The following is a 23533-nucleotide window of genomic DNA, read 5'->3' on the forward strand; positions in this document are numbered from 1 at the left end:
GCGCGGCTCATTCGCTCGGCCCGTCCAGGCGCTCCAGCGACACCCAGCGTCCGTGCTCGATGCGGGTGAGTTCGCCGCCCGTGCGCTGACCGAGGTGGTCGGTGGGCGAGAAGCGGTAGCGCGGGCTGCCGAATAGGTCTCCGGGATAGTCGAGCCGCTCGAGCGCTTGGGCGATCGCTTCCGGCGTGGGCTCGGTCGCTGTGGCGATGGCGAGCACCAGCAGTTCGGCGGCGACGTAGCCCATGGCCGACCAGACGTTGGCTTCCGTTCCGTAGCGGGCGCGGTAGGCGTCGAGCCAGGCGAGCAGCTCGGGCGAGGCGCCCTCGCGATAGGGGATGCGGATGGGGTTGGTGACGCCGTAGAGCCCCTCGACGGCGGCTCCGCCCAGGGCGTGCGTCTGATCCGAATAGGCCGAGGCCGAGGTGAGGAAGAGCGGCTTCCAGCCCATCTCGCTGGCCGTGCGCAGCAGGGCGACGGTTTCGCGCACCAGCGTGCCCAGCGTCACCAGTTCGCAGCCGGCCTCGCGTAGCCGCGCGATTTGGCCGGTGAAGTCGGTGGCGCCGCGCGCGTGCCGCGCTTCCTGGGTGAGGGAAAGCCCGGCGCGCTCGAGCCCGGCGCGCACGCCCGCGCTCACTTCTTCGCCGAATTCGTCGTCCTGAACCAGGGTGCACACGCGTCGCACCTGGGGATGGCGGCGCAGCACGGCGCGCACGGCGGGGTCCATGTAGCTGCGATAGGGCGCGTAGATCTGGAATTTCAGCGGATGCAGCGGCGCGTAGGTGGCTTCGTGCGGCGAGAAAGGGAAGAGATGCAGCCGGCCACGGCGCAGGATCTCGGGCATGGTCGCCAGCACCACCGGCGTGCCCAGGTTCGAGAGGAAGGCGATCGCGCCGTCGCGTTCGGTGAGCTTGCGCGCCGCGAGGATGGCGCGCTTGGGGTCGTAGCCGGTGTCTTCGACGAGCAGGCGCAGGGTGATTCCCGGCAGTTCGCCGCGTGCGTTCGCTTCGGCGAAACGCATTTCCATGCCGTTTTTCACCGGCACGCCCAGGAGCGCCGCCGGCCCCGAGAGATCGAGCAGCGCGCCGACGGTGAGCACCCGTTCGGCAGCGCGTACCGGGGCCATGGCCAAGGCGAGGAGGGCGATGACGGCAAAGAGGCGGGTGCGCATGATCTTCCCCGAACTTCTTCGAACGTCTGCAATTTTAGTTCATTTTACGAAAAACCGCGACGAAGACGACGGCCAGCCCCAGCACCAGGGGATCCCAGCCGCCGAGCGCGCCGACGAGGGGGCGCAGGCGGTCGGCGAGCTCGGGCAGGGCGACGAAGGCAAGGCTCGCGAGGATGATCCCGGCCGGATGGCGCAGGCCGCCGAGAAAGGCGATGACGAGGAGTTCGAAGGAGAGCGGAAGGGCGAACTGTTCCGGACTGATGAAACCCAGCGTCTGCGCGTAGGCCGCCCCGCCCAGCCCGCCGCACAGGCCGGAGGCGACGAAGGCGAGTTGGCGCAGACCGCCCACGTCCAGGCCGAGCGCGAGTGCTGCCTCCGGCGCCTGGGCAAGCGCACGCCAGGCGCGTCCGAGGGCGGCGCGATCGAGCCGGTACAGCAGCAGCACGGCAAGGCCGAGGCAGAGCGTGGAGAAAGCGAGCGCGACACTCGCCTCGTCGAAGGCGCTCAGGGCTGGCAGGGCGACGAAGCGGCCGGCGGTACCGCCGGTGAAGGCGACGGCGCGCATTGCCAGCACTTCGGCGATGACGGCGCAGGCCATGCTCGCGAGCGCGAGCGGCAGGCCCGAGAGGCGGCGCGCCGGCAGCGCCATGGCGGCTCCGGCGAGCGCCCCGGCCGCGGCGGCGGCCACGAGCGCGAGCGGCAGCGAGCGGGGGGCGAGGGCGGCCCAGGTGTAGGCGCCGGCGGCCATCGCTGCGCCTTGCCCGAGGCAGACCTGGCCGGCGCGCCCCTGCACCAGGGCGAGCCCTAGGGCGGCGGTGGCCATGGCGCCAGCAAGGGCGAGCAGATGGGCGAGATAGCGCGCCCCGCCGCTAGCCCCGAGCGCGCCCACGGCGAGCACGAGGAGGACGGCGAGCAGCCGGGTGCGCTGGCGAGGATCCAGGAGGAAACGGCTCATGGCGCCGCCACTCGTTCCCGCGGCAGGGCGAGCAAGGCGGCGATGAGCACGAGCTGCAGCAGCAGCTCCTTGCCGCCGGGGGGGAGTTGCCAGGCGGCGAGCGCTTCGAGCACCCCGAGCGCCACGCCGGCGGCGAGCACCGCGGGGCCCGGCTTCATGCCGCCCAGGACGGCGGCGGGAAAGGCGTTGAGCGCGAGGCTGCCCAGCTCGGGATGCACGAAGGTGACGGGGGCGGATGCAAGCCCGGCCGCCACGGCGAGCGCCGTGCCCACGCCCCAGGCTTGCCGCCGCAGCCGGGCGACGTCGATGCCGAGCCGCTCGGCCGTCACGGCATCTTCGGTGCTCGCGCGCACGCGCCGTCCCCAGTCGGTGCCGCGCAGCAGCAGGGCAAAGGCCGCGGCCACGCCGGCGGCGGCGAGCATCACCGCCCATTGGCGCGCCGCCAACCCCAGCCAGCGCCCCTCGCCCACCCAGTCGAAACGGTACCAGCCCTGGGTGGCGGCCGGCAGGCTCAGGAGCACGCCGCGCAGCGCGAGCGCCAGACCGAAGGTGGCGAGCGTCGCCACCCAGGGCGCACGCGTGCGCACCGGTTCGAGGGCGCAGCGCGCCGCGAGCGCCCCGAAGGCGTAGCCGGCGGCGATCGCTCCGAGGGCGGCGAGCGCGAGCGGTGCCCCCAGCGCCGCAAGCCCCACCGCCACGTAGGCGCCGGCCGCCATCGCTTCCCCCTGCATGAAGGAGAGCACGCCGGTGGCGCGATAGAGGAAGACGAGGGAGAGCGCCGTCAAGCCGTAGAGGCAGCCCTGGGCGGCACCGCCGAGCACGACCTCCGGCGCGAGGCTCATGGCCGTTGGCGCGCGGCCTCGACCGCCCGGGCAAAGCGCCTCAGCCCCTCGGCGAGCCGCGAGCGCGGGCAGCCGAGATTCAGGCGAACGAAGCCGGGAGCGCCAAAGGCCGCGCCATCGGAAAGCCCCAGGCCATGGGCTTCGAAGTGCGCCGCCGCATCCTCGAGCCCCAGTTTGCGAACGTCGATCCACGAGAGGTAGGTCGCTTCCGGCTCGGCCACCGGTAAATCCAGTGCCCGGATCGACTCCAGGGCAAACGCCATGTTTCCACGCAAATACTCGAGGAGCGCCTCGCGCCAGGCCCAGCCGTCGCGGTAGGCCGCCTCGGTGGCGACCAGGCCGAAGAGGTTGGGCGAAGAGGGGATGCGCCCGCGCAGCGCCCGGCGGTAGCGTGCACGCAGCGCCTCGTCCGGGATCACGGCGAAGGCGCATTGCAGCGCCGGGACGTTCCAGGTTTTGGAAGGGGCGAAGAGGGTGATCGTGCGCGCGGCCACTTCGGGGGCCAGCGTGGCGATGGGGCGGTGGCGCCGCTTGCGCGTGAGCACCAGCCCGGCGTGGATGTCGTCGCTCACGAGGATTGCGCCGTGGGCGAGCGCGAGTTCCGCCAGCCAGGCCAGTTCTTTTTCGTCCCACAGCCGCCCCGTGGGATTGTGCGGGTGGCAGAGCAGCAAGGCGCCGACGTCGCCCGGCGCAAAGGCCGCGACCATGGCCGCCTCGTCGTGCACCCAGCGCCCCTTGGTGCACACCAGATCGACCGCGCGCAAGCGCTTGCCGACGTTGGCCGGCGCGGCGAGAAAAGGCGGATAGACCGGCGTGTGCGTGACGATGACCTCCCCCGGAGCGATGGCGCAGCCGAAGTGAAAGCCCGGGATCACCCCCGGCAGCCACACGAGCCATTCGGGGGCGATCGCCCAGCCATGATCGCGCTCGATTCCGGCACACACCGCTTCCACGAGCGAAGGCCAAGGGTCGGTGTAGCCATACACCGGGTGCGCGAGCCGGCGTGCCAGGGCCTCACGGATCTCGGGCGCGACGGCGAAGTCCATGTCGGCCACCCACATGGGAATCACGTCGCGCCCGGCGTAGCGCCCCCATTTCTCGCCGGGGATCGTTGAGCGGTCGGGAGCGGCGTCGAAGTCGTAGGCGGGGCTCATGCGGCGGGCTCCTTGCTTGGCACCGCTCCGGCGGTCTCTTCGGCCTGAGGCGGTTTGCCGCCGATGCGCGCGGTGATGTCGGCGACGGCGCGGCGCATGGCCTGAGCGAGCGGCCCTTCCCAGGAAGCGTCGAAACGGCTCTCCGGGCCGAGCATGGTGAGCGCCAGCGTCAGATGCCCGAAGGCGTCGAACACGGGGGCGGAGAAGGCATTGATGCCCGGGATCGGATGGCCGAGCACGCGCGCCATGCCGTGGCGGCGCACTTCTTCGAGCGTCTCGTTGACGAAGGACCGCGACAGACGCAAAGGCTCGCGCCCGCCCGAGAGACGTTCGAGCTCGCGCTCGATGAGCGGGCGGGTGAGGCGCGCAGGAAGATAGGCGGCGAAGACGCGGCCGGTGGCGGTGGTGAGCAGCCCCATCACGGTGCCGGGGCGCATGTTCACGTGGATGGCGCGGGCCGATTCCTCGATGGCCACCACCGTGGCGCCGACGTTGCCCCACACGGCAATGGCCACGTTCTGTTCGGTCTCGTCGGCGAGGCGGGCGGAGACTTCCACGGCCGCACGCAGCGGATTGAGACCCTGCAAGGCGGTGAGCCCCAGGCGCAGGGCGAAGGGGCCCAGTTTGTAGCGACCGGTGAGCGGATCCTGCTCCACCAGGCCGAGTTTGCCGAAGCTCACCAGATAAGGGTGGGCCTTGGCCGGGGACATGCCGGCAGCCGCGGCCAGATCGCGCAGCATCATCGGCGCACCATGCGCTTCCAGCGCGGCGAGCAGCGCCCCGCCGACCTCGATCGACTGGATGCCGCGGCGCTCGCGCACGCCGTTCTCCGGCGCGAGGGGTTCGTTTCGTTCCATGCGGATCTCGTGTAGTCAAACGCGCTTCGGGCATCAATCATAGCCCGAAACGTTGGCATGATCGAAATTCACCATGAACGAATCGATTGACACATGATGAATCACGTGCCAAGATAAAACGCATCGACAGGAGGAGCGATCCATGAATGCCAAAGCCTTTGCCTCGGTGGCCGACCTCGAAGAGAAACCGGTTTCGTTCGAACGCCTCTCCGAACACGCCTGGGCCTACACCGCCGAAGGCGATCCGAACACCGGCGTGGTGATCGGCGACGACTCGGTGATGATCATCGATGCCACCGCCACCCCCGTGATGGCCAAATCGGTGATCGCCAAGGTGCGCGAGGTCACCGACAAGCCGATCAAATACGTTGTGCTCACGCACTACCATGCGGTGCGCGTGCTCGGCGCTTCCGGCTATCGCGACGAGGGACTGGAACACATCATCGCCAGCTATCCCACTTACGAGCTCATCCGCGAGCGCGGCCAGCAGGACATGGAATCCGAGATCGGGCGTTTTCCCCGGCTCTTTCGCGCGGTGGAGAGCATCCCCGGTCTCACCTGGCCCACGCTCACTTTCAAGGAAGAAATCACCCTGTGGATGGGCTCGCTCGAAGTGCGCATCCTGCATCCGGGTGCCGGGCACACCAAGGGGGACACGGCGGTCTGGCTGCCGCAGGAGCGCGTGCTCTTCTCCGGCGACCTGATCGAGGCCGAAGCCGCCTGCTATACGGGCGATGCCTACCTTGCCGACTGGCCGGCCACGCTCGATCGGCTCGAAGCGCTGCAGCCGGCCAAAGTGGTGCCGGGGCGCGGGCCGGCGCTCAAGGACGAGGCGGCGGTGCGCGCGGGGTTCCAATACACGCGCGACTTCGTCACCACGCTCTATCGCTGCGCCCAGGAGGCGGTGGCGCGCGGCTACGATCTCAAGAAAACCATGGAATACACCCGCAGCGTGATGGACCCGAAGTTCGGCCACGTCTTCATCTACGAGCATTGCCTGCCGTTCGATGTCACCCGTGCCTATGACGAGGCGAGCGGCATCCGCGATCCGCGCATCTGGACCGCCGAGCGTGACCGGCAGATGTGGCACGCGCTGCAAGAAGGCTGAAACGGGAAAAGCAGAGGCGCGGCCACGCAGCCGCGCCCGCGAGAGACGAGGGCGAAGACCACGCCAAAGGAGGAGGAAACCGTGCTGAAAACATATCAGTATCCCAAGTTCCCGTTCGTGCGTCCAGCCGAGCTGGATTCCCCGCAAACCCGGCACGTGCCGGTGATCGTGGTCGGCGCTGGGCCGGTGGGCCTGAGCGCCGCCATCGATCTGGCGCAGCGCAACATCCCGGTGGTGGTGCTCGACGAAGACGACACCGTGAGCATCGGCTCGCGCGGCGTGTGCTATGCCAAGCGCGCGCTCGAGATCCTCGACCGCTACGGCGTGGGCGAGCGCGTGGTGCAAAAAGGTGTGTCGTGGAACGTCGGCCGCACCTTCTTTCGTGACGAGGAAGTCTTTCGCTTCAACCTGGTGCCGGAGCCGGATCATCACCGTCCCGGCATGGTGAACCTGCAGCAATACTATCTCGAAGAATACCTGATCGACCGCGCCCGCGAGCTACCCAACATCGATCTGCGCTGGAAGAGCACCGTGATCGGTGTCACGCCCGGCGAAGACGCCGTCACGGTGCGCGTCGAGACACCCGCCGGGGCCTATGCCCTGTCCTGCGACTGGCTGATCGCCGCCGACGGTGCGCGCAGTCCCATCCGGCGCATGCTCGGCCTGGACATCGAAGGCAAGATCTTCATGGACCGGTTCCTCATCGCCGACGTCGTCATGAAGGCCGACTTCCCGCCGGAGCGCTGGTTCTGGTTCGACCCGCCGTTTCACCCCGGTCAGTCCGTATTGCTGCACCGCCAGGCCGACGACGTGTGGCGCATCGACTTCCAGCTCGGCTGGGACGCCGATCCGGAGGAAGAGAAGAAACCCGAGCGCGTCATCCCCCGCATCCGCGCCATGCTCGGTGACGACCGCGAATTCGAGCTCGAATGGGTGAGCGTCTACACCTTCCAGTGCCGCCGCATGAAGCGCTTCAACCATGGGCGCGTGCTCTTCGTCGGCGATTCGGCGCACCAGGTCTCGCCCTTCGGGGCGCGTGGCGCCAATTCCGGCATCCAGGACGTCGACAACCTCGGATGGAAGCTCGAACTGGTGATGCAGGGCAAGGCGCCCGCGGCCCTGCTCGATACCTATAGCGACGAGCGCACCTATGCTGCCGATGAGAACATCCGCAACTCCACGCGCTCGACCGACTTCATCACCCCCAAGGGCAACGTCAGCAAGACGTTCCGCAATGCCGTGCTCGGTCTGGCCCGGCACCACCCCTTCGCCCGGGGGCTGGTCAATTCCGGCCGGCTGTCGGTGCCCTCGTTCTATGTCGACTCCCCCCTCAATACGGCCGATGCCGACGCCTTTGCCGGCCGCATGGTGCCCGGCGCGCCGATGGACGATGCCCCCGTGGCCGCTGCCGGCGGCGGCTCGCCCTGGCTGCTGCCGCACTTCGGTCAGGGCTTCCGGCTCATGATCGCACTCGACGATGCGGCCGCCCTCGATGCCGCCACGGCCGAAGGGCTCGCCGCCCTGCGCCGTGGGGCGATTCCCGCCGAGCCGATCGTCGTTGCCCGCGAAGGCGCCGCCCCCGGCGGCATCGAGACCCTGCACGACGTCAAGGGCCGAGTGCGCGAGCGCTACGACCTGCAGCCGGGCACCGTCTATCTCATTCGCCCCGACCAGCACGTCGCCGCCCGCTGGCACCGCTTCGACCCTGCCGCGATCGAGGCCGCGCTTCGCCGTGCCAGCGTCCAGGGCGCCTGAACGCAAGAGAGGAGGAGAGGATGATGATCAATCTGGAATACAATTTCCGCGAACCGCGCACCCGCACTTTCTACGGATATGAAGCGGGTGATGCTTTCTACGAAGCGCTCATCGAGGCGCACCGCGATCTTGACGAGGAGCAGAGCGCTCTGGTGAACGCCCGCCTCGTGCTGCTGCTCGCCAACCACGTCGGCGACGTCGATCTGCTGCGCGAGGCGATCCGGCTCGCGCGCGAAGACGTCACGGGCGGCTGAGGCGCGTCCGGGGCATCACGCCCCGGGCCCTGTGCCGTTGCCGACGAAGTGCCGCAGATGGGTGCGGAACGCCTCGGCGGCCGGAGACAACGCCCGGCCATGCCGCGTGAAGACGAAGAATCGGCGATGCACGTCCGGTTCGGTCAGGCGCCGCATCTCCATGCCATAGCGGCGCACCATCGGCTCGGCATAGGAGACGCAGATCGTCACGCCCAGGCCGATCGACACCATGGCGAGCGCCGTCGACATGAAGGCCACGGTCGTATCCGGATGCAGATCGAGATCGCGCACCACCTCGTGCAGGTCCCGCGAGAGTTTCTCCGTGAATTGCCCCTGCAAGGTGATGAGAGGAAACTCCGCCAGCCGCCGCCACGGCACTACCTCCTGCGCCGCGAGGGGATGGCCCGGTGGGAAGACGGCGTGAAAGGGCTGAACGAACAGGAGCTCCGCCTCGATTTCGCCGGGTACGTCCCGCTCCGGCCCCACGCCCAGATCGGCTTCGCCCGAGAGCACGCACGACGGGACCGATTCCACGCCGCAGTCGATGAGGCGGATCGCCACGTGCGGAAACTCGCGCGTGAAGCTCGCCAGGACTTCCGGCAGCAGGGTGGCCGCCATCAACTGCGGCGCGGCGATGCGCACGATGCCGCGCTTGAGCGCTTTGAGCGTGGCCACCTCGTGCAGCACGGCGTCCAGATCGGCCAGGATTTTCTCCACCAGCGGATAGAGTTCGCGTCCGACCTCGGTGAGCTTCACCCGCCGCGTGTTGCGATCGAAGAGCTGCACGCCCAGCGCGTTTTCCAGCTCCTTGATCGAACCGCTCAAGGCCGACTGCGTGGTGTACAGGTGTTCGGCGGCGACGGTGAAACTGCCAAACCGCGCGACCGCGAGGAAGGCGCGCAACTGGCGCAGGGTGACATTCATCGTCCCGTCCGATAAATCGATCGAAAAAAACCGATGAAACTATAAGTTTTTCGGCAATACAATGCAAGCATGACTGATGGCCGGAGGAGTCATCCGGCCCTACACGGAGGAAGACGCCATGGCACTCATCCAGAAAATCCACCACGCCGCCTATCGCTGCAAGGACGCCCTCGAAACCGCCCGCTGGTATGAAAAATACCTTGGCATGAAACTGATCCTGTCGATCGCCGAAGACCAGGTCCCCTCGACGAAAGAGCCGGATCCGTACATGCACATCTTTCTCGATGCCGGAAGCGGCAACGTGCTCGCCTTCTTCGAGCTGCCCACGCGGCCGCCGATGGGCCACGATCCCAATACGCCGGCCTGGACCCAGCATCTCGCGCTCGAGGTTGCCTCGATGGAAGACCTGCTGGCGACGAAAGAGCGGCTCGAGGCCGACGGCATCGAAGTGATCGGCCCGGTCGATCACGCCCTCTTCCAGTCCATCTACTTCTTCGATCCGAATGGCCATCGCCTCGAGCTCGCCTGCAATACGCTACGACCGGGCATGCTAGAGGCGCTCGACGAGGTGAAATGGGAGATGCTTGAGGAGTGGTCGAAGACGAAGAAAGCGCCCAAGCATGCGCGCTGGATGCACGACGGCCGCTACAAAGAGATGTTCCCGCTCGCCTGAATCCTTTGGAGATTTCCGACCGATGAAACTCGCCACGCTCAAAAGCGGCGGGCGCGACGGCACGCTCGTCGTCGTCAGCCGTGACCTCGGCCGCTGCTACCCCGTCGGCGCCATCGCCCGCACGCTGCAGGAGGCACTCGATCGCTGGGACGAAGTACGCGACGATCTGGCGCTCGTCGCCGAGTTGCTCGAACGCGGTGCCCTGAAGGACGCCCGTCCTTTCGACCCCGCCGCCTGCCACAGCCCGCTGCCGCGCGCCTACCAGTGGGCCGACGGCTCGGCCTATCTCAACCACGTCGAGCTCGTGCGCAAGGCGCGGGGGGCCGAAGTCCCCGCCTCGTTCTACGACGACCCGCTGATGTACCAAGGGGGCTCCGACAGTTTCATCGGACCGTGCGACGACATCGTCGCCGACGAATCCTGGGGGATAGACTTCGAGGCCGAAGTGGCGGTGATCACCGGCGACGTGCCGATGGGCATCGACCCCAAGGCCGCGCTCGAAACGATCCGCCTCGTGCTGCTCGTCAACGACGTCACCCTGCGCAACCTCGTGCCCGGCGAGCTCGCCAAAGGCTTCGGTTTCTTCCAGTCCAAGCCCGCCTCCAGCTTCAGCCCGGTGGCGGTCACCCCCGACGAACTGGGCGAGGCCTGGCGCGACGGCAAGTTGCACCTGCCGCTCGAAGTCCAATACAACGGCCGCCCCTTCGGCCGGCCGAACGCCGGCGTCGACATGACTTTCGACTTCGGACGCCTCATCGCGCATGCCGCGAAGACGCGCGAGATGGAGGCCGGCAGCATCGTCGGCTCGGGCACCGTCTCCAACAAGCAGGGCGGACTCTACGGCTCCAAGATCGAGAACGGCGGCGTGGGCTACTGCTGTATCGCCGAGGTGCGCATGTACGAGACCATCGAATCGGGCGCCCCACAGACGCCTTTCATGCGCCATGGCGACACGGTCGAGATCGCCATGCACGACGCGAGCGGCGCCTCGATCTTCGGCAGCATCCGAAATCGGGTGAGGGGGCTGGGACGATAAACCAGAAGGAGTTGTTCAACGAATCGGCCCTCCCGAAGAGGGGGTGTAGAGGAGACAAACGATGGGAAAAACGATAGCCTTGGCCTTGGCCGCAGTGCTGGGATTCACGAGTTTCACCGCAATGGCGCAGGTGAAAATTGGTGTGACGTTTTCGATGACAGGGCCACTTGCCTCGTTGGGAATTCCACCGAAGAACACCCTGGAATTGCTGCCGAAGGAAGTCGCCGGCCAGCGCATCGACTACGTGATACTCGATGACGCCTCCGATCCCACGCTCGCGGTGAGCAATGCCCGCAAGCTCATCGGAGAGAACGGCGTCGATGCCATCATCGGGGGCAGCAACACCCCGACCTCACTCGCCATCATCGACGTGGTGGCCGAGAACAAGGTGCCGATGCTCTCGCTCGGGGCGAGCGACCGGATCCTCTCGCCCATGGATGAAAAACGTCGCTGGGTCTTCAAGCCGACCCAGGATGACGGGATGATGGCCCGGGCCATCGCCGAGCACATGGCGGCACAAGGCATCAAGACGGTCGGCTTCATCGGTTTTGCCGATGCCTACGGCGAGAGCTGGTACCAGAATTTCAGCGCCACGGCCGAAAAACATGGTCTCAAACTCGTCGTGAACGAGCGCTACAACCGTACCGATACCTCCGTTATGGGGCAGGTGATGAAAATGCTGGCTGCCAATCCGGGCGCGATCCTCGTGGCCGGCGCCGGCACTCCTGCCGCCTTGCCGCAGAAGACGCTGAAGGAACGAGGGTACAAAGGGTTCTACTATCAGACTCACGGTGTGGCCAACAACGACTTTCTGCGCGTATGCGGGCGCGACTGTGAAGGAACTTTCCTGCCAGCGAGCCCGGTGGTCGTGGCGCCGCAATTGCCTCAGGAGCATCCGGTCAGAGCGAGCTCGATGGCTTACTACGGTGCGTACGAGGAGAGATTCGGCAAAGGATCGGTCAGCCAATTCGGCGCCTATGCCTGGGATGCGTGGAAACTGATCGAGGCTGCCCTCCCTGCCGCATTGCAGAAAGCCAAACCCGGTACGCCGGAATTCCGCGCCGCTCTGCGCGATGGGATCGAGGCGACGAAAGAGCTTGCGGCAGCCAACGGCGTCTTTACGCTCTCACCGCAAGATCACCAAGGACTGGACGATCGGGCGCGCGTCATGGTGCGCATCACCAACGGTGGCTGGCAATACGTGCGCTGACATCGGCGCAAGGAGAAGAGCCATGGAAACTGAACTCAAGGAAACGGCACGCGGGACCTGTCCCGTCGCCCATGGTGGGCAGAGCTCTGTGGGCGGCTGCCCCGTGCATCGTCTGGCAGAGGACTTCGATCCATTCCAAGACGCTTATATGGCCGATCCGGCGCAATTCGTTCGTTGGGCACGCGAGCAGGTACCCATTTTCTACGCACCAAAGCTCAACTATTGGGTGGTGACACGCTACGACACGATCAAACAGATCTTCCGCGATCCGGTCACCTTCAGCCCATCCAACGTCCTGCAATCCTTCGCCCAGCCTTCTGCCGAAGTGCGCCAGGTACTCGAGCGTTACGGCTACGCTTTCAACCGCACCCTGGTCAATGAAGACGAGCCGATGCACCTGGAGCGGCGGCGCGTGCTGATGGAACCCTTCGCCTCCGAGCACCTGGCGGAACACGAGCCGATGGTGCGCGAGCTGGTGCGCCGCGCCGTTAATCGCTTCATCGACACGGGGCGAGCCGACCTCGTCGATCAAATGATATGGGAAGTTCCTTTCACCGTCGCCCTGCACTTTCTCGGAGTGGATGACGACGACCGGGAGAAGATGCGCCGTTTCGCCATCGCCCACACCGTGAATGCTTTCGGTCGGCCTTCTCCCGAAGAACAGCTCGCTGTGGCCGAGACGGTAGGGCAGTTCTGGCAGTTTTGTGGGGAAGTGCTTGAGAAGATGCGGCGCACTGCTGATGGTCCTGGCTGGATGCGCTATTCGATCCGCCAGCAAAAGCTCTATCCTGACGTCGTCACCGATTCGTATCTGCACTCGATGATGCAGGCGATCATCGTCGCGGCCCACGAGACGACGGTGTTTGCCACCACTAACGCCCTCAAGACTCTGCTGGAGCACGAAACCGTCTGGCGCGAGATCTGCGCCGATCCTTCCCTCATCCCAGCGGCGGCCGAAGAATGCCTGCGCTACAACGGGCCGGTGGCGGGGTGGAGGCGCCGCACCACGCGGGAGGTGGAAGTGGAGGGAGTGCGCCTGCCGGTCGGGGCAAACATTCTCATGGTCGTCGCCTCGGCCAACCACGATTCCGCGCATTTCGACGATCCAGAGTTCTTCGACATTGGCCGCAGCAACGCCTCCGAGCATCTCAACTTTGGCTATGGGGCGCACCAGTGCCTCGGCAGGAACCTCGGTCGGATGGAAATGCAGATCATGATCGAGGAACTCTCCCGCCGCTTGCCGCACATGCGCCTAGCCGAGCAGCGGTTCGACTACCTGCACAACGTCTCCTTCCGCGCACCGCGTCATCTGTGGGTCGAATGGGATCCAGCACAGAATCCTGAACGGCGCGATCCCGACATCTTGCGTCTGCGCCAACCCGTACGCATCGGGCCCCCACGGGCGAAGGATGTCGTACGGACCATGGAGGTCGCGGCGGTGGAGCGCCCCTCGGAGGACATCGTCGTCCTGCATCTGACACGCCCCGACCGTCGTCCTTTGCCGCGCTGGTCTCCCGGCGCGCACATCGACATCGAATGTGGCGAGCCTGACCGGTCGCGGCAGTATTCCTTGTGTAGTGATCCGGAGAATCGCGACGCATGGCGGGTGGCAGTGCAGCGTGATCCCGCTAGCCGCGGCGGCTCGCGCTGGATCCACGAAGAGGTGCGTCCGGGCATGTTGCTGCGTGTGCGGGGACCGCGTAACAGCTTCCGGCTCGACGAGCATGCCCCTCGTTACCTCTTCTTGGCCGGTGGCATCGGCATTACACCCATCATGACGATGGCTGCGCGGGCAAAGGAACTCGGCACGGACTATGAACTGCACTACAGTGTGCGCTCGCGAACTTCACTCATCTTCGTTGACGAACTGCGCCAGATCCATGGCGATCGACTCCATGTCTATGTCAGCGAGGAGGGGGTGCGAAACGATTTGGCCGCGCTGATCCGGCGCGCGAGCGCCGGCACACAGATTTACGCCTGCGGACCGCAACGCATGCTCGATACCCTGGAGCGTCTCATCGAGAATCGCCCCGAGGTCACGCTGCGCGTCGAACATTTCTTCGGCGAACCCTCGCACCTCGACCCAGCGAAGGAGCGACCGTTCCAGGTCGTCCTGCGCAATTCCGGCCTCACGGTGGAAGTTCCGGCCGACAAAACCTTGCTCGAAGTCTTGCGCGCCTACAACATCGAGGTGCAGAGCGATTGCGAGGAAGGTCTGTGTGGCACCTGTGAAGTCTCGGTCGTCGAAGGTGAAGTCGACCATCGCGACAGTGTACTCACCCGCGCCGAACGGCGCGAGAACCGGCGCATGATGTGCTGCTGCTCGCGTGCCAAAACCGAGCGTCTGGTACTCGATCTGTAATCTTCCTGCCGGGAAAGCTATGAAACTCTACACCTACTTCCGGAGTTCCGCTGCCTATCGCGTGCGCATCGCGCTGGCGCTCAAGGGGCTGGACTATGAGGCGGTGCCGGTGCATCTGCTGCGCGACGGTGGCGAGCAACACCGGCCGGAATACCGGGCGATCCATCCCGGGGGATTGGTGCCGGCGCTGCAGACCGACGGGGGCGAAGTGCTGGTGCAATCGCTGGCCATCATCGAATACCTCGAAGAAACCCATCCCGAGCCGCCCCTGCTGCCGCCCGACCCGCTGGGGCGGGCGCGAGTGCGCGGTCTGGCGCTGACGATTGCCTGCGATACGCATCCGCTCAACAACCTCGGCGTGCTGCGCTACCTCACCGAGCGGCTCGGCGCGAGCGAGGAGCAGAAACTCGACTGGATCCGGCACTGGATCGAGCGGGGGCTTGGCACGTTCGAGCGCTTGCTCGACGATCCCCGCACCGGCCGTTTCTGCCACGGCGACACGCCCACGCTGGCCGACTGCTGCCTCGTGCCACAGGTCTTCAACGCCCGACGCTACGAGTGTTCGCTGGAAGCGTTCCCACGCATCCGCGCCGTCGTCGAAGCCTGCGAAGCATTGCCGGCGTTCCAGGAAGCAGCTCCGGCCCGTCAGCCGGATGCACCGCAGCCTGCCTCAGGGCAGCGCTGTCATCCCAATCAGGGCGGCGCAGACCGCCCGTCTGCGGAGCGCCCGGTCGTGCGCTCCCGGAGTTCCTTTTTCGGCCGCACCGGGGAGGGGGAGATGCATCAGCCGAACGATGAACCGCGCAAGTCCGTCTATTATCGCTACCAGGTCTTCCCGCCTTATCTGCCCCGCGAAACCGAAGCCCGCCAGAAAGTGGTCATCGTTGGCGCTGGGCCCGTGGGAATGACGCTGGCGCTGCTGCTCGCCCGCTACCGCGTCCCCAGCGTCATCCTCGACTCGGAAGTGCAGGTGAGCGAGGGCAGCCGCGCCATCGTCTATACGCGCCGCTCGATGGAGATCCTGCAGCAGGCGGGCGTGGCGCGCCGCATCGCCGAAATCGGGCTGCCGTGGCGCTTCGGCAACTCCTACTATCGCGGGCAGCGGGTATTCCGCATGGAGGCGCCGCACGACGAAGACAGCCGTTTCTACCCCATGATCAACCTGCAGCAGCAATACCTCGAAGAGTTTCTTCTCGAGGAGGTGTGTCGCAGCGGCCTCGTCGAAGTGCGCTGGGGCAACAGGCTCATCGGTCTGAGCCAGTGCGACGACGGGGTGGAGGCGCGCATCGACACGCAGCTGGGGGAATATACCCTCTCGACCGACTGGCTCGTCGCCGCCGACGGTGCCCGCTCGAGCGTGCGCAGCCTCCTGGGGCTGTCGCTGGTCGGGGATTCCTACACCGGGCGCTTCGTGATCGCCGACATCAAGATCGACCTCGATCTGCCCACCGAGCGGCTCGCCTTCTTTGATCCCGAATGGAATCCCGGCAACACCGTGCTGATGCACCGCCAACCCTTCGGCATTTGGCGGATCGACTTCCGCCTGCCGGAGGGCGAAGAGCCGGAGGAAGCGCTGCGCTTCGAGGTGCTCGCGGCGCGCATCGACGCCCATCTCCGGATGATCGGCTACGAAGGCAAATCCTGGGAACTCGACTGGTGCTCGGTCTATTCCGCCCGTGCCCTCACCCTTGAGGACTACGTCCATGGCAACGTCGTCTTCGTGGGCGACGCGGCGCACGTGCTGCCCATCTTCGGCGTGCGCGGCGCGAACACCGGCTTCCAGGACGCGTTCGACCTCGCCTGGAAACTCGCCTTCACGCTATATGGCTGGTCCGACCGCTCCCTGCTCGCCTCCTATTCCGAGGAACGCGTCGGTGCCGCCAAAGAGATCATCGAAGAGGCCGGGCGCAGCACGCGCTTCATGACGCCGCCCACCACGGGCCATCGCACGATGCGCGACGCCGTGCTGTCGCTGTCGATCGAGAACGGTTTCGTCGGGCCGCTCTTTCACTGGCGCACGTCGCGCCCGCACGTCTATGCGCACTCGCGCCTCAACGCGCGCGACGACGATCAGGCGCTTTTCCTCGAAGGGCCAGTCGACGGCGCGCCGATCCCCAACGTCAAGCTCGGGCTCGATGATTTCCTGCTCGATCACTGGGACGAATCGATCCACCTGCTCGTCTTCACCGAACGTGAAGCGCTGCCAGCCGACGTCACGGCGCTGCTGCAGCGCCTGCGGGCGCGGGGCGTGCCGCTGCGGCTGCTCGCCATCAGCCTCGGCCGGGACCACGTCGAGGGCGCCGACCTGACGCTGCCCGATCCCGAGGGCCGCTGCTGGCGCAAATACGGCGCAAGTGTCGACGGCGCGACCTACCTCGTGCGTCCCGACCAGCACGTCGCCGCCCGCTGGGGCAACTGCGCCGTTCATCGCATCGCCCCCGTCCTGGAACGGCTCGTCAACCGCTTGGGAGAGTCCGCATGAACATCGCCGATCTGGAACGAATCTACGACCTCCTGGCCGAGGCGATCGACGCCGTCCCCGAAGACAAGGTCCGCCTCTTCCTCGCCAAATTCGCCCTGCTCGCCGCCCATGCGCTGGATGATGCGCAGCAGGTGGCCGCGCTCATCGAAAACGCCAGGACGGATTTGTGAAGGAAGGGGCGAGAGGGCGATATCCTTGTTCGTGGCGGGATAATCTTGTCTGGACAGCAAGATCTTCCCGCAAACGAAACGGAACGCCGATGACCGAACTGCAAACCGTCGTCCTGCTCTCCCTCCTGCTGGGGCTGCAGCCGATTACCACCGACCTCTATCTACCGGCCCTGCCGGGGATCACCGCCAGTCTGGGGGCGAGCGTGGCGCAGGCGCAGCAGACGCTGGCGGCGATGCTCTTTGCTTTCGGCGTGGCGCAGCTCTTCTGGGGACCCTTGTCGGATCGCTTCGGGCGCAAGCCCATCCTGCTCGCGGGGCTGAGCCTCTACGTGGCGGCGGCACTGGGCTGCACTTTCGCTACCTCCATGGCGCAGCTGCTCGGCTGGCGCGTGGTACAAGGGGTGGCGCTGGGGGCGTCGGTGATGGCGGGGCGGGCGATCGTGCGCGACCTGCACGATCCCCTGGCCGGGGCGAAGCTCTTGAGTCGCGCCTTCTCCGGCCTCGGGCTCCTCGCCTGCCTCAGCCCCCTGGTCGGCGGGGCGACGGTGCGCGTCCTGGGCTGGCGGGCGACCTTCTTCGTGCTGGCCGTGGCGGGGGCGATCACACTGGCGCTCACTTGGCGCATCTTTCGCGAGACGCTGGCGCGGCGCAACCCACACGCCCTGCGCCCGGCGGCGCTGCTGCAGGCCTGGCGCGAGGTGCTGGGGCACCGGGATTTCTGGATCTTTACCTTGCTCGCCTCATCTTCCTACGGTGGGCTCTTCACCTTTCTCGCCAGTTCTTCCTTCATCTTCATCAATTTCTACCGGTTTTCACCCACCGAATACAGCCTGGTGATGCTCGCCAGCGCCACCTCCTATCTCTGCGGAACGGTGCTGTGCCGCCGCCTGCTCGGGCGCTTCGGGCTGAGGCGCACGGTGCAAGCGGGCGGTATGCTCTCCTGCGCGGCGGGAGTGGTGATGGTGATCCTGCTGCTGATCGGGCGAGGCGGGCCGATGGGATTGCTCCTGCCGTTCTGCGGCTTCATGATCGCGCATGGCATCCATCAGCCGTGCGGCCAGAGTGGGGCGGTCGGCGCGTTTCCGCGGGCGGCGGGCGTGGCCTCCGCCCTGAGCGGGTTCGTGATGATGTCGATCGCCTTTCTCACCGGGGTGGTGCTCGGCATGCTGGCGCGCGACATGCCCTGGCCCTTCGCCGGCCTGGTCGCCTTCTGGGGGGCGATGCTCTTCGTGCTCGCTTTCGCCTTCGTGCCCCGTTCCCGGCTCGTGGCCGGTGAATCGGCTCAGGCCGAACGCGCTGGCTGATACACCGCCACTTCCAGCCCGCGCGCGGCGAGCGCCCGGCCGTGCCACTGGCTCAGCAGGCCGCGGTCGCAGTAGAGCAGATAGCGCCGCGCCTCGGGTAGCTTCGCTTCGCGCAGGGCGAAGAAGGGAATCGCCAGGTCGGCTTCGGGCAGCGGCGCTTCGTCGGCGAGTTCGGGGGGGCGGATGTCGATGAGGATCTCGCCCGGAGATTTCTGCGTCACGATGTATAGTGGCCACCGAAATCAAGACACTGGGGAACCTCGATCAACCCCTATTTTCCGGGAAACTCGCGGTGAAACAGACTCTTCATGACACTCGGCACTGAATTCCACTCGATTTCCCCCCGTTTTGGCCGCTCGTTGCGGCCTCGTGCCCCGGTTTTTTCCTGCCCACGGCCGCTTTGGGCGCACTGCCGCCGTGGGCAGTCCTCACCAGGCGATGGCATTGGACTTCACGAGCCACACCGTTCGCCGGATGTTGTCGCAGGCAGCCATCAGGGTGAGGGCAAAGCCGGCTCTGGCCTGTCCGATGGTGCGGATCATCTTGCCGCCCATGGCTTCGATGGCAGCGAACACGTGCTCGACCCGCGCGCGCACGCGGGCAATGCGCGTATTGCGCGCTTTCTGCCGCTTGGGCAGTGGCCGGTGGGGCTTGGCCTTGCGCTGGATCTGCGAACAGGGCTTGCGCCCCTGCCGGTCCGATGCGGTTTTCGAACAACCAGATCGTGGTGCGATCCGGAACCGTGCGCGAGTGCTCCAGCCCACAGAAGCGCTTGAAGCTCATCCGATCGAGGAGCTGGAACTCCATCTGCTCGTCCGAGAGCCCGTAGAGGCGCTTCAGTACCACGATGCGCACCATCGTCTCGATCGGATAGGGCGGCCGTCCGCCTTTGGACTGATCCTTCGAGGGAAAAATCTTCTCCACTTCCGCCGCCAGCGCCGCAAAGTCGATCACCGAGTCCATCTCCTGCAGGGGATCGCCCAAGCGATCGAGCTTGGCGCGATGTTCTTCTGCGGCAAAGAGGTCGGGCTGGATCGCAGTGCGGCGCGTCATGGTTCGGGCTCCTCTCGACTCAGGACAGAGGAATTTTATCAGAGGCCGGGGGTGGAGGGGTTTTTCGAGGTGCCCCATATGATCCCGCATCAAGCTGGTGCAGGCTACGGGGCATGATGAACCCTGATGGTGCGTCGCTGTGACCGTAGCCCGGGGGAGATCTTCCTGTAGGGCAAACCAAGTTCGGCCCCGCCTATGTCCGCCAGGAATTTCCTCGTTTCACCGAAGACCCACTCCGGCTCGAAACCGCTCCCTTCAGGGGAATGATCGGCTGCGAGAGCGGCGTAAGCGCTTCTCTTCTGCGCTGTTTCCCCGGTGTCGGGCGCGGATCCACGCCGCTCGATGAAGTGCATCCCGGCTCGCTGCGGCGAAGATGGCACGAACATTGCTTTTCTTCTACCGGCTCGCAGTTTCGAGTCGTTCTTCCCTGTAATCGACAACCGCGAGGATCATGCCCATGTCCGCCTATGCCATCACCCTGGGGCATCACCGTTACCGTTTCGACGATCTGCGCGCCGTCATGGCCTGCGCCTCGCCGCGGCGTTCGGGCGACGAACTGGCGGGATTGGCGGCGGAAAGCGCCGAGCAGCGCATGGCGGCCCGCATGGTGCTGGCCGATCTTCCCCTGTCCGTGTTCCTGGCCGAGCCACTGATCCCCTATGAAACCGACGAGGTCACGCGGCTGATCTTGGACAGCCACGATGCCGCCGCCTTCGCGCCCGTCGCTTTCATGACGGTGGGCGGGTTCCGCGACTGGCTGCTGTCCTACGATGCCGACACCGAGGCGCTTTCCCGCCTTGCCCCCGGCTTGACCCCGGAGATGGTGGCCGCCGTCAGCAAGCTGATGCGCAACCAGGATCTGGTGACGGTGGCGGCCAAGACCCAGGTGGTCACGGCCTTTCGCAGCACTGTAGGGCTTAAGGGGCGGCTATCCAGCCGCTTGCAACCCAATCACCCCACCGACGATCCCACCGGCATCGCCGCCTCGACCCTGGACGGCCTGCTGTTCGGCATGGGCGACGCGGTGATCGGCATAAACCCCGCCACCGACAGCGTCTCGGCCTGTATTACCCTGCTGGAACTGCTGGATTCGGTGCGTCGCAAATTCGACATTCCCACCCAGTCCTGCGTGCTCACCCATGTCACCAACACCATCCAGGCCATCGAGCGCGGCGCGCCGGTGGATCTGGTGTTCCAGTCCATCGCCGGGACCGAGGCCGCCAATGCCGGATTCGGCGTCACTCTGGCGGTGCTGAAGGAGGCGCGCGAGGCGGCGCTGGCGCTTAAGCGCGGCACGGTGGGCGACAACGTTATGTATTTCGAGACCGGTCAGGGCAGCGCGCTGTCGGCCGGCGCCCATCACGGCGTCGACCAGCAGACCGTCGAGGTTCGCGCCTATGCCGTCGCCCGCGCTTTCAAGCCCTTGCTGGTCAATACGGTGGTGGGTTTCATCGGGCCGGAATACCTGTGCGATTCCAAGCAGATCATCCGCGCCGGGCTGGAAGACAATTTCTGCGGCAAGCTGCTGGGTCTGCCCATGGGCGTGGACGTCTGTTACACCAACCACGCCGAGGCCGACCAGGACGACATGGACGTGCTGATGATCCTGTTGGGCAATGCCGGGGTGAACTTCCTCATCGGCGTGCCCGGCGCTGATGACATCATGCTCAATTACCAGAGCCTGTCCTACCATGACATCCTGGGGCTGCGGCATCTGCTGAAGCTGAAGCCGGCGCCGGAATTCGAAGCGTGGCTGGAGCGCATGGGCATGCTGGACGACCAGGGGCGGGTGCCGCCGTTGGACGATCACAGCCGCCCCATGACCCGTCTCTTGGGGGCGTCGTGATGAGCACCGGCGTCACCCGCGATCCCTGGGCGCGCTTCCGCGCCGCCACCCGCGCCCGCATCGGCCTGGGCCGCGTCGGCGACGGCCTGCCCACCCGGGCGCTGCTGGATTTCCAACTGGCCCATGCCCGCGCCCGTGACGCCGTGCACGGCGCGGTGGATTTCGATGCCTTGGCCGCATCGCTGGGGCGCGCCGTGGTGCATGCCCACAGTGCCGCTCCCGACCGCGCCACCTATCTGCGCCGCCCCGACCTCGGCCGCCGCCTCGACGGCGCAAGCCGCGCCGCCTTGGCGAAAGGCGACTGGGACGCGGTGTTTGTGATCGCCGACGGGCTGTCGGCGGCGGCGGTCACCGACCACGCGGCGGCCATGGTGCGGGCGGTCATCGACCGGCTGCCGGGCTGGCGGATCGCCCCGGTAGTGCTGGCTCGCCAGGGCCGCGTCGCCCTGGGCGACGAGGTGGGCGAGGCCATGGGCGCCGCCATGGTGGCGGTGCTGATCGGCGAGCGGCCCGGCCTGTCGGTGGCCAACAGCCTGGGCGCTTACCTCACCTGGGCGCCCCGGGTGGGGCGCAAGGATTCCGAGCGCAACTGCATTTCCAACATCCACGCCGACGGCCTGACCGTCGAGGCGGCCGCCGACCGGCTGGCCGGACTGATGGCCGAGGCGCGCCGGCTGAAACTGACCGGGATCAATTTGAAAGAGGACGCAGTGCGCCTGGACGCACCGCATGGGCAAGGAAACGCCCTCGTGCATCAACAACGGGGAAAGGGGTCTTAGAGCATGTCCGACACTTCGAAACCGGCTCTGAAAAAGAGCCTGAGTGGCCTTCATCTGTGGGGCATCGCCGTTGGCCTGGTCATCTCGGGCGAGTATTTCGGCTGGAGTTATGGCTGGGCCCAGGCAGGCACGCTGGGCTTCCTGGTGACGACGATCCTGATCGCCGTCATGTACACCACCTTCATCTTCAGCTTCACCGAGCTGACCACCGCCATCCCCCATGCCGGTGGGCCGTTCGCCTATGCCTACCGTGCCTTTGGGCCGCTGGGCGGCTTCGTCGCCGGCTTCGCCACCCTGATCGAGTTCGTGTTCGCGCCGCCGGCCATCGCGCTGGCCATTGGCGCCTACCTCAACGTCCAGTTCCCGGCGCTCGACCCGAAGCTGGCGGCGGTGGGCGCCTATGTGGTGTTCATGGCGCTCAACATCGCCGGGGTAACCATCGCCGCCAGCTTCGAGTTGTTCGTCACCGTTCTCGCCATCATCGAGCTGCTGGTGTTCATGGGCGTGGTGTCGCCCGGCTTCGACTGGGCAAATTTCGTCGCCAAGGGGTGGGCCGGAGAAGAGGTGTTCACCTCTACCTCCATCGGCGGCATCTTCGCCGCGATCCCCTTCGCCATCTGGTTCTTCCTGGCGATCGAGGGCGCGGCCATGGCCGCCGAGGAAGCCAAGGATCCCAAGCGCACCATTCCGCGCGCCTACATCGCCGCCATCCTGACCCTGGTGGTCCTGGCCTTCGGGACCATGATCTTCGCCGGTGCCGTGGGCGACTGGAGCGCGCTGTCCAACATCAACGATCCGCTGCCCCAGGCCATGAAGGCGGTGGTCGGCGAAAGCAGCGGCTGGCTGCACATGCTGGTGTGGATCGGTCTGTTCGGGCTGATCGCCTCGTTCCACGGCATCATCATGGGCTATTCCCGCCAGATCTTTGCCCTGTCTCGCGCCGGCTTCCTGCCGCCGGTGTTCGCCAAGGTGCACGAAAAGCGCAAGACCCCGCATTGGGCGATCATCGCCGGCGGCGTGGTCGGCATCGCCGCCATCTTCTCGGATGAGCTGATTTCGATCGGTGGCCTGCCGCTGACCGCCAACATCGTCACCATGTCGGTGTTCGGCGCCATCGTCATGTATATCATAAGCATGGCCAGCCTGTTCCGCCTGCGCCAGAGCGAGCCGGCGCTGGATCGCCCCTACAAGGCGCCGTTCTTCCCGGTGTTCCCAGCCATCGCGCTGGTCACCGCGCTGATCGCCCTGGCGGCCATGATCTATTACAACCTGATGATGTTCGGCCTGTTCGTCGCCCTGTTCGCCATCGGCTTCCTGTTCTACCGCTTCACCGCCGACCTGCGGGATGGCGCCGAAGGTGACGACCTGCTGGAAATCGCCCAGGTGGAAGCCCGCAGCATGGCGGACTGATCGCCGGGTTCATGTGGGGAAGAGGCCATCGCCATGGGTGGTGGCCCCACTTTTGGGAACCTCGATCAACCCCCGTTTTCCGGGGAATTTGGGGTAAAACAGACTCTTCATGACACTCGGCACTGAATTCCACTCGATTTCCCCCCGTTTTGGCCGCTCGTTGCGGCCTCGTGCCCCGGTTTTTTCCTGCC

At 66.4% G+C, this 23533-nt stretch carries 21 protein-coding genes and 3 pseudogenes; 14 read left to right on the plus strand and 10 right to left on the minus strand.

From position 1 onward, the window contains the following. Window positions 1-7 precede the first annotated feature (7 nt). The 5 genes from ASC37_RS04040 to ASC37_RS04060 are packed head-to-tail and all read right to left on the minus strand — an operon-like array spanning window position 8 to window position 4976. Window positions 8-1168: an ABC transporter substrate-binding protein gene (locus tag ASC37_RS04040; RefSeq protein ID WP_055423142.1), complete on the minus strand. Its 1161-nt coding sequence runs from the start codon at window positions 1166-1168 to the stop codon at window positions 8-10. Window positions 1169-1202: 34 nt separating this feature from the next. Further along, window positions 1203-2123, minus strand: a complete 921-nt coding sequence (locus ASC37_RS04045) for a branched-chain amino acid ABC transporter permease (protein ID WP_055423143.1) — start codon at window positions 2121-2123, stop codon at window positions 1203-1205. After that, window positions 2120-2965, minus strand: a complete 846-nt coding sequence (locus tag ASC37_RS04050) for a branched-chain amino acid ABC transporter permease (RefSeq protein WP_055423144.1) — start codon at window positions 2963-2965, stop codon at window positions 2120-2122. Before ASC37_RS04050 ends, ASC37_RS04045 begins: the two co-directional genes overlap by 4 nt. Further along, on the minus strand, window positions 2962-4119 hold the full coding sequence (locus tag ASC37_RS04055; protein ID WP_055423145.1) for a MalY/PatB family protein: 1158 nt from the start codon (window positions 4117-4119) through the stop codon (window positions 2962-2964). The genes ASC37_RS04050 and ASC37_RS04055 overlap by 4 nt, the downstream gene beginning before the upstream one ends. Beyond that, window positions 4116-4976 carry an IclR family transcriptional regulator gene (locus ASC37_RS04060; RefSeq protein WP_055423146.1) on the minus strand — a complete coding sequence of 287 codons (861 nt, stop codon included), beginning with the start codon at window positions 4974-4976 and terminating at the stop codon, window positions 4116-4118. The genes ASC37_RS04055 and ASC37_RS04060 overlap by 4 nt, the downstream gene beginning before the upstream one ends. 142 nt (window positions 4977-5118) lie before the next feature. Here ASC37_RS04060 and ASC37_RS04065 point away from each other — a divergent pair, with 142 nt between their 5' ends. From ASC37_RS04065 to ASC37_RS04075, 3 genes are all read left to right on the plus strand, one after another. Then, the gene (locus ASC37_RS04065) at window positions 5119-6084 is read left to right on the plus strand and encodes an MBL fold metallo-hydrolase (protein ID WP_028875153.1); all 966 of its coding nucleotides are present in this window, start codon (window positions 5119-5121) and stop codon (window positions 6082-6084) included. A gap of 81 nt (window positions 6085-6165) precedes the next feature. Next, complete coding sequence (locus ASC37_RS04070) at window positions 6166-7839, plus strand: FAD-dependent oxidoreductase (protein WP_055423147.1); 1674 nt, start codon at window positions 6166-6168, stop codon at window positions 7837-7839. Between the two features lie 20 nt (window positions 7840-7859). Further along, window positions 7860-8093: a DUF2783 domain-containing protein gene (locus ASC37_RS04075; protein ID WP_055423148.1), complete on the plus strand. Its 234-nt coding sequence runs from the start codon at window positions 7860-7862 to the stop codon at window positions 8091-8093. 15 nt (window positions 8094-8108) lie between these two features. On the opposite strand, the gene ASC37_RS04080 is transcribed toward ASC37_RS04075, so the two are convergent. Further along, entirely contained in the window at window positions 8109-9017 is a 909-nt protein-coding gene (locus tag ASC37_RS04080) for a LysR family transcriptional regulator (RefSeq protein ID WP_055423149.1), read from the minus strand. Between the two features lie 118 nt (window positions 9018-9135). On the opposite strand from ASC37_RS04080, the gene ASC37_RS04085 reads away from it, so the two are divergent. The 8 genes and pseudogenes from ASC37_RS04085 (at window position 9136) to ASC37_RS04110 (ending at window position 18254) form a co-directional block, all read left to right on the plus strand. Then, a complete protein-coding gene (locus tag ASC37_RS04085; protein WP_055423150.1) occupies window positions 9136-9690 on the plus strand; it encodes a VOC family protein in 555 nt (184 codons plus the stop codon). A 22-nt stretch (window positions 9691-9712) separates the two neighbouring features. Then, a complete protein-coding gene (locus tag ASC37_RS04090; RefSeq protein WP_055423151.1) occupies window positions 9713-10726 on the plus strand; it encodes a fumarylacetoacetate hydrolase family protein in 1014 nt (337 codons plus the stop codon). A 61-nt stretch (window positions 10727-10787) separates the two neighbouring features. Continuing rightward, complete coding sequence (locus ASC37_RS04095) at window positions 10788-11936, plus strand: ABC transporter substrate-binding protein (protein WP_055423152.1); 1149 nt, start codon at window positions 10788-10790, stop codon at window positions 11934-11936. Between the two features lie 22 nt (window positions 11937-11958). Next, window positions 11959-14298: a cytochrome P450/oxidoreductase gene (locus tag ASC37_RS04100; RefSeq protein WP_055423153.1), complete on the plus strand. Its 2340-nt coding sequence runs from the start codon at window positions 11959-11961 to the stop codon at window positions 14296-14298. A 19-nt stretch (window positions 14299-14317) separates the two neighbouring features. Then, window positions 14318-14944, plus strand: a pseudogene (gene maiA, locus ASC37_RS11900) (maleylacetoacetate isomerase); the annotation flags it as partial. Between the two features lie 132 nt (window positions 14945-15076). Then, window positions 15077-16780, plus strand: a complete 1704-nt coding sequence (locus tag ASC37_RS04105) for an FAD-dependent monooxygenase (protein WP_176697455.1) — start codon at window positions 15077-15079, stop codon at window positions 16778-16780. Continuing rightward, entirely contained in the window at window positions 16777-16950 is a 174-nt protein-coding gene (locus ASC37_RS11420; RefSeq protein WP_088178260.1) for a DUF2783 domain-containing protein, read from the plus strand. The genes ASC37_RS04105 and ASC37_RS11420 overlap by 4 nt, the downstream gene beginning before the upstream one ends. A gap of 89 nt (window positions 16951-17039) precedes the next feature. Next, window positions 17040-18254, plus strand: coding sequence for a multidrug effflux MFS transporter (locus ASC37_RS04110; RefSeq protein ID WP_055423154.1), 1215 nt, complete (start codon window positions 17040-17042; stop codon window positions 18252-18254). Here ASC37_RS04110 and ASC37_RS04115 read toward each other — a convergent pair. The 3 genes and pseudogenes from ASC37_RS04115 to ASC37_RS11985 all read right to left on the minus strand — a co-directional run. Then, the gene (locus ASC37_RS04115) at window positions 18233-18475 is read right to left on the minus strand and encodes a rhodanese-like domain-containing protein (protein WP_028875147.1); all 243 of its coding nucleotides are present in this window, start codon (window positions 18473-18475) and stop codon (window positions 18233-18235) included. The genes ASC37_RS04110 and ASC37_RS04115 overlap by 22 nt on opposite strands. Window positions 18476-18721: 246 nt before the next feature. Next, a pseudogene (locus tag ASC37_RS11980) lies at window positions 18722-18922 on the minus strand (transposase); the annotation flags it as partial. A 4-nt stretch (window positions 18923-18926) separates the two neighbouring features. Then, window positions 18927-19307 (minus strand): annotated as a pseudogene (locus ASC37_RS11985) (transposase); the annotation flags it as partial. A gap of 457 nt (window positions 19308-19764) precedes the next feature. Here ASC37_RS11985 and ASC37_RS04130 point away from each other — a divergent pair. From ASC37_RS04130 to eat, 3 genes are read left to right on the plus strand one after another with little or no spacing between them, the layout of a single operon-like run. Then, window positions 19765-21153: an ethanolamine ammonia-lyase subunit EutB gene (locus ASC37_RS04130; protein ID WP_055423157.1), complete on the plus strand. Its 1389-nt coding sequence runs from the start codon at window positions 19765-19767 to the stop codon at window positions 21151-21153. After that, window positions 21153-21932 carry an ethanolamine ammonia-lyase subunit EutC gene (gene eutC, locus ASC37_RS04135; protein WP_055423158.1) on the plus strand — a complete coding sequence of 260 codons (780 nt, stop codon included), beginning with the start codon at window positions 21153-21155 and terminating at the stop codon, window positions 21930-21932. Before ASC37_RS04130 ends, eutC begins: the two co-directional genes overlap by 1 nt. Before the next feature lie 3 nt (window positions 21933-21935). After that, the gene (gene eat / locus ASC37_RS04140; protein ID WP_055423159.1) at window positions 21936-23342 is read left to right on the plus strand and encodes an ethanolamine permease; all 1407 of its coding nucleotides are present in this window, start codon (window positions 21936-21938) and stop codon (window positions 23340-23342) included. A 9-nt stretch (window positions 23343-23351) separates the two neighbouring features. On the opposite strand, the gene ASC37_RS11700 is transcribed toward eat, so the two are convergent. Then, window positions 23352-23533 (minus strand): hypothetical protein (locus tag ASC37_RS11700; protein WP_218054514.1); only part of this gene is annotated, 182 nt, incomplete at its 5' end.

The organism is Tepidiphilus thermophilus (assembly GCF_001418245.1).
In the GTDB taxonomy this organism is placed as follows: Bacteria; Pseudomonadota; Gammaproteobacteria; order Burkholderiales; family Rhodocyclaceae; genus Tepidiphilus; species Tepidiphilus succinatimandens.

Coding starts and splice junctions, on each gene's coding strand:
- ASC37_RS04065 (WP_028875153.1), top strand. CDS start 5,119: ATGAATGCCAAAGCCTTTGCCTCGGTGGCCGACCTCGAAGAGAAACCG.
- ASC37_RS04050 (WP_055423144.1), bottom strand. CDS start 2,965: ATGAGCCTCGCGCCGGAGGTCGTGCTCGGCGGTGCCGCCCAGGGCTGC.
- ASC37_RS04055 (WP_055423145.1), bottom strand. CDS start 4,119: ATGAGCCCCGCCTACGACTTCGACGCCGCTCCCGACCGCTCAACGATC.
- ASC37_RS04060 (WP_055423146.1), bottom strand. CDS start 4,976: ATGGAACGAAACGAACCCCTCGCGCCGGAGAACGGCGTGCGCGAGCGC.
- ASC37_RS04080 (WP_055423149.1), bottom strand. CDS start 9,017: ATGAATGTCACCCTGCGCCAGTTGCGCGCCTTCCTCGCGGTCGCGCGG.
- ASC37_RS04040 (WP_055423142.1), bottom strand. CDS start 1,168: ATGCGCACCCGCCTCTTTGCCGTCATCGCCCTCCTCGCCTTGGCCATG.
- ASC37_RS04130 (WP_055423157.1), top strand. CDS start 19,765: ATGTCCGCCTATGCCATCACCCTGGGGCATCACCGTTACCGTTTCGAC.
- ASC37_RS04105 (WP_176697455.1), top strand. CDS start 15,077: ATGCATCAGCCGAACGATGAACCGCGCAAGTCCGTCTATTATCGCTAC.
- eat (WP_055423159.1), top strand. CDS start 21,936: ATGTCCGACACTTCGAAACCGGCTCTGAAAAAGAGCCTGAGTGGCCTT.
- eutC (WP_055423158.1), top strand. CDS start 21,153: ATGAGCACCGGCGTCACCCGCGATCCCTGGGCGCGCTTCCGCGCCGCC.
- ASC37_RS04110 (WP_055423154.1), top strand. CDS start 17,040: ATGACCGAACTGCAAACCGTCGTCCTGCTCTCCCTCCTGCTGGGGCTG.
- ASC37_RS04045 (WP_055423143.1), bottom strand. CDS start 2,123: ATGAGCCGTTTCCTCCTGGATCCTCGCCAGCGCACCCGGCTGCTCGCC.
- ASC37_RS04075 (WP_055423148.1), top strand. CDS start 7,860: ATGATGATCAATCTGGAATACAATTTCCGCGAACCGCGCACCCGCACT.
- ASC37_RS04100 (WP_055423153.1), top strand. CDS start 11,959: ATGGAAACTGAACTCAAGGAAACGGCACGCGGGACCTGTCCCGTCGCC.
- ASC37_RS04090 (WP_055423151.1), top strand. CDS start 9,713: ATGAAACTCGCCACGCTCAAAAGCGGCGGGCGCGACGGCACGCTCGTC.
- ASC37_RS04095 (WP_055423152.1), top strand. CDS start 10,788: ATGGGAAAAACGATAGCCTTGGCCTTGGCCGCAGTGCTGGGATTCACG.
- ASC37_RS04085 (WP_055423150.1), top strand. CDS start 9,136: ATGGCACTCATCCAGAAAATCCACCACGCCGCCTATCGCTGCAAGGAC.
- ASC37_RS11420 (WP_088178260.1), top strand. CDS start 16,777: ATGAACATCGCCGATCTGGAACGAATCTACGACCTCCTGGCCGAGGCG.